Genomic DNA, 19,166 nt, shown 5'->3' on the forward strand with positions numbered 1-19,166 from the left:
TCACAGCGTGTAGCTCATCGGCTGCTCGCGGCGTTTCGGCGGCGTCGCCGGCGCCGGCGCAGCGACGCCCTGCTCCGCCGCGGCGCCGTCGTCTTCGCCGTGGGTCTGGGCGATGTACTGCATCAGTTCGTCCAGGGTCGGATAGTCGAACGGGCTGGTCGTGGTGAGCTCGAGCTGCAGCGACTGGTTCAAGCGTTCGACCCATTGCACCGCCAGCATCGAATCCAGGCCGTAGTCGGTGAAGGGCGTGGCGGGGTCGAACTCGGCGGCGTCGATCTGCAGCACCGCCAGCAACTCCTGCAGCACGCGTGCGCGCAGGCCGCCGGTGCGCGCGGGTGCCGCAACGGCGGCCGATGGTGCGGCCGCCGCCGGCGCAGCGCTCGCAGTCGCTGCCGCGGCGATTGCCGGAGCCGCCGTCGTAACCGCGCTCGGTTGCGGCGCCGACTGGGCCACCGTCGTCCACGGCTGCGGCTGCGCCCAAGCCGGCAGCTGCGCTTGCGTGCGCAGCGGCGGTTGCGGTTGCGGATCGGCGGGCGCGACCGGCGCGGCTTCGCCGCCGCCGGCGCTGGCCAGCAGATGCGCGACCAGGGCGTCGATGGTCGGATGGTCGAACAGGCTGGTGGTGGTCAGTTCGACCACCAACCGCCGGTTCAAGGCTTCCACGATCTGCACCGCCAGCATCGAGTCGATGCCGTAGTCGACGAAGTCCACATCGCCGCGGATGTCGCCCGCGTCGATGCCGGCGATCTCGACCAGGGCCTGGGCGATCGCCTGGGCGATGCCCGCGCTGGCCGCGGCCGGCGCGCGCGTCGGCGCCGGTGCGGCGGGCGCCGGTGCGGCGGGTGTCGCAATCGCCGCCGCCGGCGCGGGCGCCTGCACGGGGCGCGCTTCGACTACGGGCGCAGAGGCCGCGGTGCGCGGCCGCATCGACAGCAGGTGGGCCACGACCGCGTCGACGCTGGGATGGTCGAACAAACTGGTGGTGGTCAGTTCGGCGCCGGCGTTGACGTTCAACAACTCCACCGCCTGCACCGCCAGCATCGAATCCAGGCCGTAGTCGGTCAGCGGCGCGTCGTCGTACAAGGCCTGGGCGTCGATCTCGAGCACGCGCACCAGGGTGTCGCGAACGATGCGGCGAATCGCCGCGTCCACGTCGGCCTGCGCCGACGCCGGCTGCGGTGCGGGCTGCGCCACAGGTTGCGGCACGGGTTGCGGCGCAGGCTCGGCCTGCGGCGCGGGCGCGATGGCCGGCGCGGCGGCGGACGCCGTCGCCGGCTGCCGCACCCAACCGTCGCTCATCGCCACCACGATCTGCTGGCCCAGTTCGCGCGCGCTTTGCGCCGGCAGGCCGATCGCCTCGAAGCCCTGCTCGGCCAGCACCGCGCGCCACGATTCCGGCGACAGCGCCGGCGAGCCCGGGATGCGCAGGTGCGCGTCCTGGTACAGCCACCAGCCCTTGAGCAGGCCGAAGGTCACGTGCGCGAACAGGCTGGTCGCGCAGACCTCGTTCAACAGCAGCACGCCGTTGCGCTTGAGCGCGGCCTTGGCGTTACGCAGGGTGCGGGCGATGTCGCCGGTGGCGTGCAGCACGTTGGCGGCGACCACCAGGTCGAAACCGCCGACCTCGATGCCCTGCGCCGCGGCGGCGCGTTCGACGTCGAAGCTGCCGTACGTCATGTACGGCGCGCGCTGGGCGTACTCGTCCTGGGCGGCGACGGCGAAGGAACGCGAGATATCGGTGAAGCGATACTCGGCGATCGACGCCGCGTAAGGCTGCAGCGCCTGCACCAGCGGCGTGGTGGTGCCGCCGGTGCCGGCGCCGATCTCCAGGATGCGCAGACGCACGTCGGGATCGATCCGGCGCCGGCGCTCGATGTAACGCACCAGCGTCGAGCACAGCACCTTGTTGAAGTAGTCCGGCACCGGGCTGTCGCGGTAGATGCCTTCGACCAGATGCGGCGAGGACTTCGGGAACAGCACGTCGGTGGCGGCGCGCTGGCCGCTCAGCACCGGGCGCAGTTCGCGCAGGGTCGCCTCGGCCAGACGCACCGGCGCGGCCAGCTCGGCGCTGTCGAGCCATTGCGCGGCGTTGCGCTCCCATTCCTGCCACGGCGAAGCCGCCGGCATCGGCCCGACGACCTGCCAAGCACCGTCGCGTTCGACCGCCATGCCGCGCTCGGCCAACAGGTTCAAGGTATGCCGCAGCCATGCGCGGTACTGCGGCGCCACGGCTTGCTCGCGCGCCGCCGGGTCGGCGGCGGCGAACACGCCGAGCGCGTCGAGCTCGTGGCGCAGCAGCTCCAGCAGCAAGGTCTCGAAGCGTTCCGGCAGGCCCTGCCCGGCCAGCGTGGCCGGGTCGATGTCGACCGCCGCGTCCAGCGGCACCACCGGCAAGGTCGCGCCGACCCGCCACACGCGGTCGTCGGAGAACTGCACGCCGGTCAGCGCGTCCGCGCGTTGGGTCTTGAGGAAGGCCAGCTGGCGTTGCGGGCCGGCCAGCAGACGCTCCAGCGCGGCCATGCCTTCGGCCGGCTCGACCGAGCCCATGCCGGCCTGGGCGATCCAGTTGCGGTAGCCGCTGGAGATCGCGGCGAAACCCACGCTCCCCCAATAGCCCCAGTTGACCACCCGCACCGGGCAGCGCCATTCGCGCGCCAACTGCGCGGCGAACGCGTCCTCGACCGTGCAACCGGCGGCGTAGTTGGCTTGCCGCGGGGTCTTTTCCAGCGCCTGGATCGAAGAGAAGAACAGCACGAAGTCGAGCGGCAGGTGGGCGAAGGCCTGGGCCATGCGCACCGACACTTCGATCTTGGCCGCCAGGCCGCGCCAGAAGCGCTGCTCGTCCATGCGTTCGAGCGGATCGCCGGCCATCAGCAGCGCGGCGTGGACCACGCCGTGGATGGCGCCGTAGCGGCGTTCGATTTCGGCGCAGGCGCGCTCCAGCGACGGCTGGTCGGTGGCGTCGGCGGAGATGTAGTGCGGCGCCGGACCGAGCTGGCCCAGCCGGGCGATCTTTTCCTCCACCACTTCGTCGCGCTTGCGCAAACCGATCCACACCACCTGCGCGGCGTAACGGCGGATCAGGTATTCGCTGAACGCCTCGCCGATGCCGCCGGCGCCGCCGACCACGACGTAGACGCCGTTGTGGCGGAACGCGGTCTGCTCGGGTTCGGGCAAGGCGCAGGCGATCCAGCGCTGGCGGTGCCAGCGGCCGTGGCGGTGCGCCCAGGCGTTGCCGTCGCGATCGGCCGGCAGCGCCAGCAGCTCGTCCAGCGGCCACGGCGCATCGGCTTGCAGATCGAGCAGACGCACCTGCCAGGCCGGGTATTCCTTGGCCAGGGTGCCGACCAGTCCGTGCACGCCGGCGTGGGTCGGGTCGATCGATTCGTCTTCCAGCACCGGCTGGGTGCCGGCGGTGATCACGCTCAGGCCCAGCGGCTTGGCCGCGTAACCGAGCTTGAGCAGCGCCTTGACCAGACGGAAGCCGGCCATCACCCCTCGTTGCTGATCGACCACGATGCTGTCGCTGTCGACCGAGCGCGCCTGCGCCGGCGGCACCAGCCAGAACACATGCTCGATGTTGCCGGCGCCGCGCAGCTCGTCGGCGGCGCGGTCGGCGGTGTCGGCGATCGCCGCCGGCAGCTGGCGCGCGCGCGGGAAGCGCTTGCGCAATTGCGCGAACTGGGCCTCGTCGCCGCCGATCACCACCACCGCGACCCGGGCCTGCGGCCACGCTTCCGATTCCGGCGGCACGCTGGCTTCCCACGCCGGCGCCAGGGTCAGGGCGCCGACCCGGTCGTTGCCGGCGAAGGCTTCGCTCTGGCGCGGCTGCGCCGCGGCCGTCGGGGGCTGCGACGTCGGCGCCGGCTGAGCTTGCGTCTGCTGAGTCTGCGCAGGCTGCGCCGGCGCGGGCCTGGCGGCCGCGGGCGCCGACGCGCGCGCGGCCGGCGCCCCGGCTTCGCGCGAGGTCACGCCGCGCAGCGCGGCGACTACACGCCCGGTCGGTTCGCACAAGTCGATGTCGAGCTTGTTGCTGGCCTGACGGCGGTCGCGGCGGATCCACACCCACATCTGCTCGCTGCACGGTCCGTACAGTTCGATCTGGTCGAGCGCGAACAGCATCAGCGAACGCGGCGCGGCGCCGTCGGAGGGCTGTTCCTCGCGGCCGTCGCCGATTTCGAAGCCGATCGAGGCCTGCAGCGCGCTGTCGAGCAGGCTCGGATGCAGGTGGAAGCCGTCCTGCGCCGAGGCCACGGCCGGCAGGCGGATCCTCGCCAGCAACTGGTCGGCGCCGACGAAGGCCTGCTCGATGCCGCGGTAGCTCTCGCCGTAAGCCAGCCCCATGAGGTCGAATACGCGGTAATAGTCGCTGCCGGCGACGGTGCGCAGATCGCAGCGCATGCGCACGGTGCCGACGTCGACGAACGGCGCGCGCGCGACCGCGCCCAGGGCGATGCGGCCCTGGCAGTGCGGCACGTCGCTGCCCGCGCCGGTCAGGCGGAACGCGAACTCGGTGTCGGCGCTCTGCGCCGCGGCCTGGACCGGTTCCAGCGCGATGCGCAGGTCGACCGGCTCGGACACAGCCAGCGGCCGCAGCCAAACCACATTGCGCAACTGCCGCACGCGCTGGCCGGGCCGCGCCAGTTCGGCGGCGGCGCGGGCCATTTCCAGGCAGGCCGCGCCCGGCAGCATTGGCGCGCCCTGGACCACATGGTCGCGCAGGAACGGTTCGCGCCCGCTCCAGCGGGTGGCGTAACGCGGGCCGTCGGCGCCGGGATCGGCGGCGTGCACGAAGGGATGCAGCGCGGCGCTGGAAACGCTCGGCGCGGCGGCGTTGACCGTCGCCACCGCATCGACGCGCGCGGCGGGCGCCGCGACCGGCGCGCTGGCGCTCGTTGCGAGGCTTGCAGTCGCTGCGGCGCCTGCGGCTGCCGCAGCGTTGTTGCCCTGCGCCTGAGCGAGTTCGGGCACCCAATGGCGCTTGCGCGAGAACCGGTACAGCGGCAACGGAACCCGCCGCTGCGCGGCGAACGCCGGGCTCAGGTCGAGCGCCAGCCCCTGCACGTGCAGCGCGGCCAGTTCGCCGAGCGCACGCGCGCGCTCGCCATCGTCGCGCGCCTGCGCCAGCGCCTGCAGACGGCCCTGCCCTTGCGCCAGCAGATCGGCGCGGGCGTTGCCGGCGGCGGCCTGCCCCGCGAGCACGCGCGAGCCGGTTCCGGCCAGCCAGCGGCGCAGTTCGGCGGCGGCATCGGCGGCGTCGGCGGCGACCAGGGCGAGACGATGGCGGTGATGGCGGCGTCCGCGCGCCAGGGTGTAGCCGGCCGCGGCCAGTTCCAGCGCCGGGTTGCGCTCCAGGTGTTCGGCCAGGGCCGAGACCTGAGCCGGCAGGTCGTCCTCGCGATAGCCCGACAGCACCAGCAGGGTCGGCTGCGCCGGATTCGCTGCGGCCGCCGCGGGCGGCGCTTCTTCGATCACGACGTGGGCGTTGGTCCCGCTGAGCCCGAACGAGCTCACCGCGGCCAGACGCCCGCCCGCGGCCGGGGCGTCCCAGTGCTTGAGGCGGGTGTTGACCGTCAGCGGGCTGTCGGCGAAGGCGATGTGCGGATTGGGCTGGTCGAAGTGCAGCGACGGCGGGATCTGCCGGTGCTGCAGCGACAGCAGCACCTTGATCAGCCCGGCCACGCCGGCGGCGGCGCCGGTGTGGCCGATGTTGGTTTTGATCGAACCGATCGCGCAGAAGCCCTTGCGGTCGGTGTAGTGGCGCAGCGAGCGGGTCAGCGCCGAGGCCTCGATCGGATCGCCGAGGATGGTGCCGGTGCCGTGCGCCTCGATCATCTGCAGGCGCGAGGCGTCGATGCCGAAGCTGTCGTAGACGTGGCGCTGCAGGCGCTCCTGGGCGGCGGCGCTGGGCGCGGTGATGCCGTTGCTGGCGCCGTCCTGGTTGATCGCGCTGCCGCGGATCACGCCGTAGATGTGGTCGCCGGCGTCGAGCGCGTCCTGCAGGCGCTTGAGCACGACCACGCCGACGCCTTCGGACGGCACGAAGCCGTCGGCGCCGGCGCCGAACGCGCGGCACTGGCCGGTCGGCGAGAGCATGCCGGCGCGGCTGGAGGAGATCAGGAATCCGGGCGTGCACTGGATCCACACGCCGCCGGCCAGGGCCAGATCGGTCTCGCCGGTCCACAGCCCCTGGCAGGCCAGATGCACCGCGACCAACGAGCTCGAACAGGCGGTGTCGAGGGTGATCGCCGGGCCTTGCAGGTCCAGGTAATAGGCGATGCGCGCCGACAGCACCGAGGCGGCGTTGCCCCACATCGCGTGCGGCGGCAGCGAGGGCTGGCCGTGCAACAGCTCGCCGTAGTCGCCGCCGTTGAAGCCCATGTACACGCCGCAACGCGCGCCGGCGATGCTTTCGCCGGCATAGCCGGCGTCTTCCAGCGCATGCCACGAGGATTCCAGCAGCAAGCGGTGCTGCGGATCCATGAAGTTGGCTTCGGTGCCGGAGATGTTGAAGAACAGCGGATCGAACTGGTCGATGTCGCTGAGAAAGCCGCCGCGCGGGCAGACCTGGGTGCCGTCGGGCAGCGCCGAGGCGTCGACCTTCCAGCGCGAGATCGGCTCGGTGACTTCATCGCCCGCGGCCAGATGCGCCCACAAGGCCTGCAGATCGGGCGATTGCGGGAAGCGGCCGCTCATGCCGACGATGGCGATCGGGCCCGGCGCGGCCGGGCCGGCCTGCGCGCGCGCGGGTTCGGGCTGGACGCTGCGTCCGGCCGCGCCGCTGTCGCGGTCCGGCGTTGCCGCGGCTGTCGCTGCGGCCGCGGTCGGCGCCTGCGCGGCGCGCGCGGCGTTGCGCAGCTTGTCGCCGTCGTGCTCCTGCAGCACGTGGCGCACCAGCTTGTTGACCGAACTGTGGTCGAACAGGCTGGTGCCGGCCAGTTCGATGCCGAGCGCGTCGTTGAGCGCGCGCACGATCTTGACGCTGCTGATCGAGTCGACGCCGTAGCCGGCGAACGCGCCGTCGGGGTCGATGCGCTCCGGCGCCAGCTTCAGGGTTGCGGCCAACTGCGCGAGCAGCGCGTCCTTCACATAGGCTTCGAGGTCGATGACGGCCACCGTTCGGTCGGATGCGGGTTCGATTTCGGATTCGGATTGCGGTGCGGGTTCGGAAACGGTCTGCGTCTGCGTTGCCGGCGGCGCTGCGGCCGACGGCGCGGACGGCGCCCGCGCTTCGGCGGCGGGCTCGGGCACGCGCAGGCTTTGACCATTGAGGCGGTGCAACGCCGCCAGCTGCGGCAACGCGGCGTGCGCGAACGCTTCCAGCGCGGCCATCGCCTCGACCGGCTGCAGCGCGCCGATGCCGGCCTGGGCGAAGCGCTCGCGCACCCGCGGCGGCAGGGTCGCGGTCGCGCCGATGTCGCCCCAGAAACCCCAGTTGAGGGTCTTGACGCGGCGGCCGTAGCGCGTGGCCAGATGCCGCGCCAGCGCGTCCTGATACAGGCTGCCGGCGCTGTAGTTGCTCTGGCCGGCGTCGCGCGAATAGCTCACCAGCGAGGAGAACAGCAGCAGGCTGTCGAGCCCGTCGTCGGCGAAGGCGCGCAGCAGATTCACCGCGATGCGCGCCTTGGTCGCGAAGGCCTGCTCGAAGCTCGCCGCGTCCATCGCCGCCAGGGCCTGGTCGTGCAGTTCGATCGCGGAGTGGATCACCCCGTGGATGCGGCCGTGCGCGCGCAACACCTCGGCGCGCACCCGCGCCAGCGCGGCCGGATCGGTCGCGTCGGCTTGCAGATAGGTCGGCGCGGGCCCGAGCGCGGCGAGCCGGGCCAGTTTCGCCGCGATCTGCGCGTCGGCCGGACGCCGTCCGACCCAGACCACGCGCGCCCGATAGCGGCGCAGCAGATGCTCGGTGAAGACCTCGCCGACGCCGCCGGCGCCGCCGACGATCAGATACACGCCGTCCTCGCGGAAGCCGCCGTCGGTGCGCGCGGGCAGCGGCACCGGACGCAGGCGCTCGCGCGACCACTGGCCGGCGCGGTGGATCCAGGCGCGGCCCTGGCCGTCGGCGGGAACCGCGGCGATCTGCGCGACCGGCAGCGGATCGGCCGCGGCGGCGTCGCCCAGATCGATCAGGCGCAGGCTCCAGCCCGCGTGTTCCTTGACCGCGCTGGCGATCAATCCCTGCAGCGCGGCCTGGGTCGGATCGCCGTCGCCGTCGCGCACGATCAGCGTCCATTCCAGCGCCGCTTCGCCATAGCCCTGTGCGAGCAGGGCCTTGATCGCGTGGAAGCAGGCCAGCACTTCGGCGCTGCTGGCGCGATAGTCGAGCAGCGCATCGACGCTGGCGGCGCCGTCGCCGGTGGCGAACCAGACCAGATGGTCGATGCGGCCGAGCGCGCCGGCCGAGGCGGCCCAGGCGTCGATCGTCTGCGCCGTCGGCGCCGCGAGCGCGCCGGCGTTGGGCCACAGCCGGGCGAACTGCGCGGCCTGCTGCGCGTCGGCGCCGACCAGGACGACGCGCGCGCCGGCGTCGATCGCGCCCGGCGTCGGCGCCGGCACCGGCTCGCTGTCGGCGATCAGCAGTTCCAGCGCCGCCAGTTCCGCGGGCACGTTGAGTTCGGGCTCGGCCGGCGGCGGCGGCGGCGCGGCGTCGGCGCTGTGGGCCAGGTCGCTGGCGAGGTCTTCGCGACGCGTGGCGCGGTTGTTGGCGAACACATACTCGGCGCCATCGACCCAGCAACGGTCCTTGGCGAAGCGATAGGTCGGCAGGTGCGCCGGGCGCACCGCCGCGGCGCGCGGCAGTTCGCGCCAGTCCGGATCGAATCCGCCGACCCAGCGCGCGGCGAGTTCGCGCAAACCCTGCGCATCGCTGCGCAGCGGCGCGGGCGCGTCCGCTGCGGCGCGCAGGGCCTCGCGCATCTGCGCGGTGACCCGTCCGGCGAACAGCGCCGGCGCGGCGCGGCCGGCGAGAAAATCCTCCAGCCGGGCCAGCGCTTTGGTGCGGCTGGCGGCGACGAAGGCCAGGCGATGCTCGAATCCGGCGCGCCCGTGCTGCAGGGTGAAGGCGACATCGGCCAGGGGAATGTGCGGATTGCGCGGCAGCCACTGGGCCAGCGCGTGGCACTGCTCGCGCAGTTCGTCGGTGCCGCGCGCGGACAGCACGAATAACTGGGCGTCGCCGGCGGCGTCCGCCGCAATCTCGGTCTGCGGCTCGCTCCACTCCTCCAGCACCAGATGCGCGTTGGTGCCGCTGTAGCCGAACGAACTCACCGCGGCGCGGCGCGCCGAAGCGCTGCGCCATTCGCGCAGTTCGGCGTTGATCACGAACGGCGAGCCGCGCAGCTCGATGTGCGGATTGGGCCGGGTGTAATGCAGGGTCGGCGCCAGTTGGCGCTGGCGCAGGGCCAACACCGTCTTGTGCACGCCGGCGACGCCGGCCGCGGCGGAGGCGTGGCCGATATTGCTCTTGACCGAGCCCAGCGCGCACGAATACGCGGCCGCGCCGGCTTCGCCGAACACCGTCGCCAGCGCTTCGAATTCGATCGGGTCGCCCAGGCGGGTGCCGGTGCCGTGCGCTTCGACATAGCTGATCGAGCCCGGATCGATGCGGTGGCGCCGATAGACTTCGCGCAGCAGCTCGACCTGGCTCTTGCCGCTGGGCGCGGTGATGCCGTTGGTGCGTCCGTCCTGGTTGATGCCCGAACCGAGCACGACCGCGTGGATGCGGTCGCCGGCGGCGATCGCGTCGCTCAGGCGCTTGAGCACCAGCGTGCCCACGCCTTCGCCGGGGACGAAGCCGTCGGCGGAATCGTCGAACGCGCTGCAGCGCCCGGCTGCGGACAGCATCCCGGCGGCGCACATGCTGACGTGGGTTTCCGGCGTGAGATACAAGGTCACGCCGCCGGCCAGGGCCATGTCGATCTCGCCGGCCAGCAAGGCCTGACAGGCCAGATGGGTGGCGACCAGCGACGACGAGCAGGCGGTGTCCACCGCCAGCGCCGGGCCCTTCAGATTGAGGTGATAGGCGATGCGCGCCGCGGCGATCGAAGAGGAATTGCCGGTGACCTCGCCGATGCCGGCGCCGGCCAGTTTGCACAGGCCGACGTATTCGTTGCCCATGATGCCGAGGTAGACGCCGCAGCGCGCGCCATCCAGCGCGGCCGGCGCGTAGCCGGCGTCCTCGAACGCGCGGTAGCTCTCCTGCAGGAACAATCGGTGCTGCGGGTCCATCGCGGTGGCTTCGGCGGGCGAAATGCCGAAGAACAGCGGATCGAAATACTCGACTTCGTCGATCGAGCCCAGGGCCGTGCAATAGATCTTGCCGGGCTGCTGCGGCCGCGGGTCGTAGAACTGTTCGGCGTCCCAGCGCGAGGCCGGGACCGTGCGCACGCCCGAGCGGCCGGCGGCGAGCAGTTCCCAGAACTCGTCCAGCGATTGCGCGCCCGGATAGCGGCCGGACATGCCGACGATGGCGATGCGCTCGTCCGCGGCGGCGGGCGCCGCGGTTGCGGCCGTGGCCGACGATGGGACGGCTTGCGGCGCAATGGCTTGAGGCGCGGCGGCCTGCGGCGCAACGGCAGGTGCGGCGGCGGTCGGCGCGGTCGCGGCGAGCATGCGCTTGGCCTGCTCGGGCGTGATCTGCCGGGTCTGCAGCGCGCGCAGGATGTCTTCTCGATTCATGGTGTCCGTCCGCTCGTTTCTTCGGTTTCCAGCGTCGCCAGCCATTGCTGCGCTTCGGCCGGATCCGCCCGGCCCTCGTAGATCGCCTGCAGCCAGCGGTCGACCGGATCGGGCTCGCCGGCGGGCGACGGCGGAGCGGCGGCGGCCGGCATTTGCGCCAGCACGTAGCCGGCCAGGTCGCGGATCGTCGGATACTCGTAGGTCTTGGTCGCGCCCAGCGATACGCCGAGGCGCTGCTGGATCATCGGCAACCATTCCACGCCCATCACCGAATCCATGCCCAGGTCGACGAAGGGCGTGTTGACCCCGACGTCGCCGGGTTTCATGTACAGCACTTCGGCCAGGGTCTCGCGCAGCACGTCCTCGACCTCACGCAGTCGCGCCGGTGCGGAGGATTCGCTCGCCGGCGTGGTCGCAGCGGCGATGGCCGCGGTTGCGCTGGCGGTGTCGGATTCGGCGACGCGCGCTTGCGGCGAAGCTGCGGCGGCGGCCGGCGCGGTCGGCGCGGTCGGCGCCAGTGCAGCCGCGGGCATCTGCGCCGCCACGTACGCGGCCAGTTCGCGGATCGTCGGGTGTTCGTAGATCTTGGTCGCGCCCAGCGACACGCCCAGGCGCTGCTGGATCATCGGCAACCACTCCACGCCCATCACCGAATCCATGCCCAGGTCGGCGAAGGTGGTGTGGGCGCCGACGTCGGCCGGTTTCATGTACAGCACTTCGGCCAGGGTCTCGCGCAACACGTCCTCGACCTGGCGCAGCTGCGCCGGCGTGCCGGCAGCCGCTGCGGCTGGTGCCGTTGCGGCCACGACGACAGTCGGCGGCTGCACCGCCGCGACGGTTTCGCCGCGCGCAGGCGCGGTCGCCGCTGCAGCCGCGGTGTTGGCGACTGTGGCCGCCTGCGTGCGCGGCCGCAGCGCGTCCGGCGCCCAATAGCGCTCGCGCGCGAACGGATAGGTCGGCAGGCGCAGACGCGCCGGCCGTTGCAGGTACAGGCGCGTCCACGGCCACTCGACGCCGGCGACCCAGGCCGCCAGCACATGCGCCTGTTCGCCGCGTTCGAGCAGCGCCAGCAGGTCGTCGGCGGGCGCCTGCGCCCGCTCCGGATCGGCCACGCCGCGATGGCAGCGGCTGCGGTCGCCGGCGAGGAAGCCCTCCAGCTTGCCGCGCAGTTCGGCGATGGAGCCCGCGCTCAGCCCGAGCCGGTGGGCGTGGTGCTCGCGTCCGGTCTGCAAGGTGCAGGCGATCGCGTCCAGATCGGCGTCGCCGAAACCCTGGGCCGACAGGCTCGCCAGCAGGCGTCGCGCGGCTTCGTCCAGGCGTTCGGACTCGCCCGCGCTCAATACGATCAGCGCTGGACGCGGCGGCCGCGGCGCGGACGCGCGCGCCGGCGCCAGGAACTCCTCGACCAGCAGATGCGCGTTGGAACCGCCCGCGCCGAACGAGGACAGCGCGGCGACGCGCGGCGCCGGGCTCGCGTCCGCGCGGCTCGGCGCCGGCCACGGTTCCAGCGTGCGCTGCACCGCGAACGGGGTCTGCGCGAAGTCGATGTTGGGGTTGAGCGTCTGCGCGTGCAGCGTCGGCACCAGGGTCGCATGCTCGAGCTGCAGCAGGATCTTGGTCAGCCCGGCGATGCCGGCCGCGCTTTCGCAATGGCCGATATTGGATTTGACCGAGCCGATCCGGATCGAAGCGGCGGCAGGCGCGGCGTCGCCGCCGTGCTCGCGCAAGGCGCGGGTCAGGCCGGCGATCTCGATCGGATCGCCGAGCGCGGTGCCGGTGCCGTGCGCTTCGACGTAGCCGATCGCGCCGGCGTCCACGCCGCTGCGTTGCAGGGTGCGCCGGATCAGGCGCGCCTGCGCGGCGGCGTTGGGCACCGCGAAGCCGTTGGAGCGGCCGCCGTGATTGAGCCCGCTGCCCTTGATCACGCCGTAGATGCGGTCGCCGTCGGCGAGCGCCTGCGCCAGCGGTTTCAGCAGCACCGCGCCGACGCCTTCGCCGGGCACGTAGCCGTCGCCGCCTTCGCCGAACGCCGCGCAGCGGCCCTGGCTGGAGGCGAAGCGGGCCTGCGACAGGCCCAGGTACTTGTTCGGATGCAGCGACACGTTGACGCCGCCAGCCAGCGCCACCGCGCACTCGCCATCGCGCAGGCTGCGGCAGGCCAGATGGATCGCGCTCAGCGAGGACGAGCACATGCTGTCGATCGCCAGCGACGGCCCCTGGAAATTGCCGAAATAACTGACCCGGTTGGCGATCGAGCCGATGCCCGAGCCCAACGCCAGCGGCTCGCCCGACATCTGCGCCTGCGCGCCGTACAACTGGTACTCGGCGTGCATCACCCCGACGAACACGCCGACGCCGCCGCCGGCTTCGGCGCCGCGGTTGAGCGCCTCGCGGGTATAGCCCGCGTCTTCCAGGGTTTCGTGCGCGCACATCAGGAACAGGCGTTCCTGCGGGTCCATCATCGGCGCTTCGCGCGGCGAGATGTTGAAGAAACGCGGATCGAAATCGGCGACGCCGTCGAGGAAGCCGCCCCACTTGCTGTAGCTCTTGCCGTGCGCGGCCGGGTCCGGATCGTAGAAGCCGTCCAGGCTCCAGCGCTCGGCCGGAATCTCGCCGACGCAGTCCACGCCGGCCTTGAGGTTGTCCCAGAACGCGGCCAAGGTCGGCGAGCGCGGGTAACGTCCGGCGAGGCCGACGATCGCGATGCCCTCGTCCGCGCGCTGCGGCGAAGACTGCGGGACCGGCGCAAGCGGCGCCGGCGCGATTGCAGTTACGGCTGCGGCGTCCGTGGCGGCGCCGTCGTCCGATTGCGTGGCGGCCGCTGTGACCGGTGCGCGCCGGGTCGCCAGATGCGCGGCCAGTTCGGCGACGGTGGCGTACTCGAAGAACAGCGTCTTCGACAGCGGCCCGTAGGTTTTCTCCAGCGCCGCGGTCAGCCGCACCGCGATCACCGAGTCGATGCCGAAGCCGTCGAAGCCGTCGCCGGCGCGAATGCGCGCGGGCGGGATCATCAACTGTTCGGACAGGAACGCGCTGAGCGCGGCGATTGCCGCGGCGGTGTCGTCGGCGCAGGCCGCGGCCGGCTCGGCTTCGCCGCGGTGCGGCTCGGAACGCTCCGCCGCTTGCGCGCGCTGCTGCGCGGCGCGCGGCGCGTCGTGGCGCGCGCCACGGCCCGGGCCGTCGCCGCCATCATCGCCGTCGTGGCCCAGCGCGGCGCGGATCAGCGCCGGGTCGCCGTGGGCGACCGCCAGCTGCGGGTACGGCGAGGCCAAGGCCCGCTTCAGCGCGGCCGCTCCGCTGTCGGCGTCGAGCGCGGCGAATCCGCGCTGGCGCATCGCGGCCACGGTCTGCGCCGGCAACTGCATGCCGCCGTCGCTGTCCCAGTACGGCCAGTCGATCGCCAGGCTGCGGCCGCTGCGTTCGCCCAGCGCCTGCAGCTCGTGGCGGTACTGCGCGTACTGCCCGAGGAAGGCGTTGGCGGTGGCGTAGGCGGCCTGGGCCGGCGCGCCGGTGCGCGCGGTCAGCGAGGAGAACAACACGAAGCAATCCAGCGGCAGATGGCGCGTGGCCAGGTCCAGATAGCGCGCGCCGGCGACCTTCGCCGCCAGCGCTTCGTCCAGTTCGCGCGCCGACAGCGCCGACAGCGGGCGCTGATGGGCGCTGCCGGCGCAGTGCAGCACGCCGTGCAGCGCGCCGTAATGGGCCAGGATCTCGGCGACCAGCTCTTCGACCTGGGCGCGCTGGGACACGTCCACGCAGCGGTACGCGACCTGCGCGCCGAGCGCGGACAGGCGGCGCAGACGCTCCAGGCCGGCGGCGTCGAGATCGCTGCGGCCGGCGATCACGATCGTCGAACCGGCGCAGCTGCGGGCGATGTCGGCGACCAGAGCGGCGCCGATGCCGCCCAGGCCGCCGGCGATCAGATACACGCCGCCGTCGCGCCAGGACGCGGCGGCGTCGCCGAGTTCGACCTCGGCCAGCGCGATGGCGTCCACGCGGCGTGCCGAGACGTGCGCGCCCTCGCCCGCTTCGACCGCGAGCAGCTGCGTGCGCAAGCCGGCGAATTCGGACTGGGCCTGACGCAGCATCGCCGCCAGCGCCGCGTGCAGGCGGCCGGCGCCGCGCTGCGGCACCGCCAACTGCAGCAGCGCCGGGGCGCCGGCATCGGCGAGTTCGCGCAGCGCGGCGAGCACGTGTCCGGCATAGGACGCGAAACGCTCGGCCGGGTCGGCCGAGGCGGCGTCGAGGATCCGGCATTCGGCCGCGCCGGCCACGGTCGCCAGCGCCGCGGCAGGCACGTCGCAGGCCAGCAGCAGGCGCCGTTCGCCGTTCGCAGCGGTGGCGATGGATGCATCGCCGGCCGCGTTCGAGGGTACGAAGAACAAAGTGCGCGGCGCGGACGGCGCCGCGCTCGCGTGCCGGTAAGGCCGTCCGCTCAGGCCTTGCAGCCGCACGCACACGCGGCCGTCGTCGTCGCACAAGTCGATGTCGGTGCGCGCGATGCCGTTGGTCGACGAACTGCGGCGCACCACCGCCCAGCCCTGCTGTGGACACGCGCGCAGCAGCTGCAAGCGGTCGAGCGCGAACGGCACCGAGGCGGTCTGTTCGCCCGCGTCGCCGTCGGCGGCGCCGAAGCCGGCGGCCTGCACGGCCGAATCCAGCAGGCCCGGCGGCAAGGCGCAGCCGTTGGCCGCGGCGCCGGCGGGCGCGCGCAGGCGCGCCAGCACGAAGCGGCCCTGCGCGTCTTCGCCGCAGCGCACTTCGACCAGGCCGCGGTGCGACGGGCCGTAAACCACGCCCATCGCCGCCAGTTCGCGATAGCAGGTCTCGCCGGCGATCGTCGCGCCAGCGGTCGCCGCCTGCAGGGCGGCCAGATCCAGGTCGGGCGTCGCCGCGGCCTGCGGCTGCAGGCGCACGCGGGCGCGCGCGCACGGCGCCGTTGCGCGGCCGCCTTCGTCGCGCCCTTCGCGCACGAACTCGCACTGCAGCTCGTCGCCTTGTGCGCGCACTTCGATATGCAACTGCAGCGCGGCCGGACCGGCCATGACCGGCTTGAGCCAGACCACCTCGTCGATCTGCACCGCCGCGCCGGGTTCGGCCTGCGCGGCCAGCACGGCCGCGGCGCGCGCCATTTCCAGGTAGGCCACCGCCGGCAGGATGCGCTGGCCGGCGACCGTGTGATCGGCGAACACCGGCTCCTCGCCGCTGAAGCTGGCGCTGAAACGCAGTCCGTCGAGATTGGAGGTATTGCGGTGCACCAGCGGGTGCAGCCGCGATTCGGCCGGCGCCGTCGCCGCGGCCGGCTTGGCCGTCGCCGTCGGCAGCGAGGCGATCCAGTAGCGTTCCGGCGCGAACGGATAGGTCGGCAGCGACACCCGGCGCGGCTGCGCCTGCGCCGGGTACAGCTGCTGCCAGTCGATCTGTGCGGCGCCTTCGACCCAGGCCTCGGCCAGACGGTCGAGCTTGCCGCGCGCCAGCCAGGCCTCGATCAGCGCCTGCGCGTCCTCGTCCTCGCGCAGCCACGACAAGGTCTTGCGGCCGCGCTGGGCCTGGCCGAGATAGAAACGCTCCAGGCCCTTGCGCTGCTGCAGGAAGCCTTCGAGCTTGTCCTCCAGTTCGGCCATCGACGCGGTTACGAACGCCAGCCGCTGCTCCATCGCCTCGCGCCCGACCTGCAAGGTGTAGGCGATGTCGGCCAACGCCGGCGCGCCGGGCGCGCGGCAGGCGCGCAGCAACTGCTGCGCGCATTCGCGCAGGCGCGCCTCGTCCTTGGCCGACAGCGTCACCAGCACCGGGCCGGCGTCGCTTGCGGGCGCGGGCGCAGGCGCCGCGTACTCTTCCAGGATCAGGTGCGCGTTGGCGCCGCCGGCGCCGAACGACGACACGCTGGCGATGCGCCGGCCCGACGTCGCCAGCCACGGCGCCAGCTCGCGCTGCAGCCGGAACGGCCCGGATTCGAACGCGATGTGCGGGTTCGGCCGCTGCGCGTGCAGCGACGGCGCGAGCTGGCGGTGGCGCAGCTGCAGCAGCACCTTGGTCACCCCGGCCACGCCGGCGGCCGCTTCGAGGTGGCCGATGTTGCTCTTGACCGAGCCGATCGCGCAGAAGCCGCGCTCGGCGGTGGTGTCGCGGAACGCCTGGGTCAGCGCTTCGATCTCGATCGGATCGCCGAGCTCGGTGCCGGTGCCGTGGGCCTCGACGAAGGAGATCTCGCGCGCGCCGATTCCGGCCTTGGCGATCGCGCCGCGGACCAGTTCGCGCTGCGCGGCCGGGTTCGGCGCGGTGTAGCCCTTGGCCTTGCCGCCGTGGTTGATGCTGCTGGCGCGGATGACCGCATGGATGTGGTCGCCGTCGGCGAGCGCGCGCGACAGCCGCTTGAGGATCAGCACGCCCACGCCTTCGCCGGGCACGAAGCCGTCGCCGCCTTCGCCGAAGCTGCGGCAGCGGCCGTCGGTGGCGAGGAAGCGGCCTTCGCAGGACGCGACGTAACGCGAGGGATGCAGGTTGAGATTGACCCCGCCGGCGGCGGCGACTTCGCATTCGCCGCGCAGCAGGTGTTCGCAGGCCTCGTGGATCGCGGTCAGCGAAGACGAGCACATGGTGTCGATCGGCATGCTCGGCCCTTGCAGGTCGAGCAGGTAGGACACGCGATTGGCGACCGAGCCGAACGAGGTCTGCGGGTGGATCGCATCGCCGGTGGCGTCCTGGCCGCTGGCGCAGCGTTCGAAGCCGGACTGGGAAATGCCGGCGAACACGCCGACCCGGCGGCCGTGGCGGCGGGCCAGCGCGGCGCGGGTGTAGCCGGCTTCCTCGAAGGCGCGCCAGGTTTCCTGCAGGAACAGGCGCTCGTGCGGATCGATCGCCATCGCCTCGCGCGGCGCGATGCCGAAGAACAGCGGATCGAAATCGGCGAAGCCGTCGATGAACCCGCCCCACTTGCAATAGCTCTTGCCCTCGGCGATGGCCTTGGCCGGGTCGGCTTCGTAGAAGCCGTCCAGCGACCAGCGCTCGGCCGGAATTTCGCTGACGCAGTCTTCGCCGCGGCTGATGCGTTCCCAGAACTGGTCCAGGTCCGCGGCCTGCGGATAACGGCCGGACACGCCGATGATGGCGACGGCGCGGTCGTCGTCGACTGCGGCCGTGGGCGCGTCCGCGGCGACGGCGGGCTGCGGCGACGGTTGCGCTGGCGTCGATGCGGGCGTGGCGGCGGGCGCCGGCGCGGCGGTTTCGCGCACGCTCGGCGCCGGCGCGGCGTAGGCGGCCGGACGCGGCGCGGGCGCCGGCGACGGCAGCAACGCGCGTGCGGCGTCGGGCTGGGTGGCGAGGAAATGTTCGGCGATGGCGACGATGCTGCGGTGCTCGAACAGCACCGTGCTGCTGACTTCGGCGAAGCTTTCGCGCAGTTCGTTGGCGATGCGGATGGCGAGGATGGAATCCACGCCGTAGTTTTCCAGCGGCTCGTCCACGTCGACTTCGTCGGCCGGCTGTTCCAGGGTGCGCGCCACCACGGCGCGGGCCAGCGCGATCGTCGCCGCGCGCACGTCGCGCGCAGCGGCGGCGGCCGGTGCGGCCGCGGCGACCGGCGCTGCCGCCGGTGTGGGGTCGGCGCTCGCCGGTGCGGCCGCTGCCGCGCCCGCGGCGACGGACGCCGGGGCGGGCTCCAGCGCGGTCAGATGCGCGGCCAGCGCGCGCACGCTGGGATGCTCGAACACGATCGTGCTGGACACGTCCGGGAAGCGCGCGCGCAGGGCGTTGGCCAGGCGGATGGCCAGGATCGAATCGATGCCGTAGCTCTCGAACGGCTCGTCGGTGTCGACGTCCTCCACCGGCAGTTCCAGCACTTCGGCGACCTCGCGGCGGACGAAGCGCAGGGTCTGCTCGCGCAGGGCCGGATCGGCCGCTGCCGGGGCCGGCGAAACGGCAGGTTCCGCTGCAACAGGCTCTGCGGCAACATGCGCCGCCGCGGCCGGTTGGCTCGCGGCCGCGGGCGCAGCGAGGCCGGACTGGCCAGAGCCGGACGCGCCGGCCTGGGGTTCGCGTGCAGGCACCGCCGTGCTCTTGTGTCGAAACACTCCATCGCTCTCCGCAAGGATGATCTGCTGTCCGAACCGATGCGCGTCCCCGAGCGGGAAACGGATCGCGCGGAACCCTTCTTCCAGCAATACCCGGCGCCAGCTGGCCGGCGCCAGCCCGGGCGAGCCGGGTTCGCGCAGCCAGCCGTCGCGGTGCGCCCACCAGCCCGGCAACAGGCCGAAGGTCAGGTGGGCGAACAGTTCGTGGCCGCGCATTTCGTTGACCACCAGCAGGCCGCCGCGGCGCAGCGCGCCCTTGGCGTGGCGCACGCTGCGGTGGATGTCGACGGTGGCGTGCAGCACGTTGGTCGCCACCACGATGTCGTAGCCGCCGCAGTCGATGCCCTGCGCCGCCAGGGGCCGGTCGATGTCGAGCAACTGGCAATGCAGGTACGGCGCCGACGCCCGGTACTCGCG

General features: G+C 72.9%; 2 protein-coding genes (1 of these 2 running past the window's edge). Both read right to left on the reverse strand.

Annotated elements, in window-relative coordinates:
- Window positions 1-10,677 carry an SDR family NAD(P)-dependent oxidoreductase gene (locus BLU84_RS14080; protein ID WP_074868189.1) on the reverse strand — a complete coding sequence of 3,559 codons (10,677 nt, stop codon included), beginning with the start codon at window positions 10,675-10,677 and terminating at the stop codon, window positions 1-3.
- Window positions 10,674-19,166, reverse strand: the 3' portion of a protein-coding gene (locus BLU84_RS26550) for a non-ribosomal peptide synthetase (RefSeq protein ID WP_074868192.1). The gene runs 8,103 nt beyond the window's last position; only the last 8,493 of its 16,596 coding nucleotides appear in the window; its start codon lies off the right edge, out of view — the gene reads right to left on this strand; its stop codon occupies window positions 10,674-10,676. The genes BLU84_RS14080 and BLU84_RS26550 overlap by 4 nt, the downstream gene beginning before the upstream one ends.

Origin of the sequence: Lysobacter enzymogenes, from assembly GCF_900106525.1 — a bacterium.
Taxonomy (GTDB): domain Bacteria; phylum Pseudomonadota; class Gammaproteobacteria; order Xanthomonadales; family Xanthomonadaceae; genus Lysobacter; species Lysobacter enzymogenes.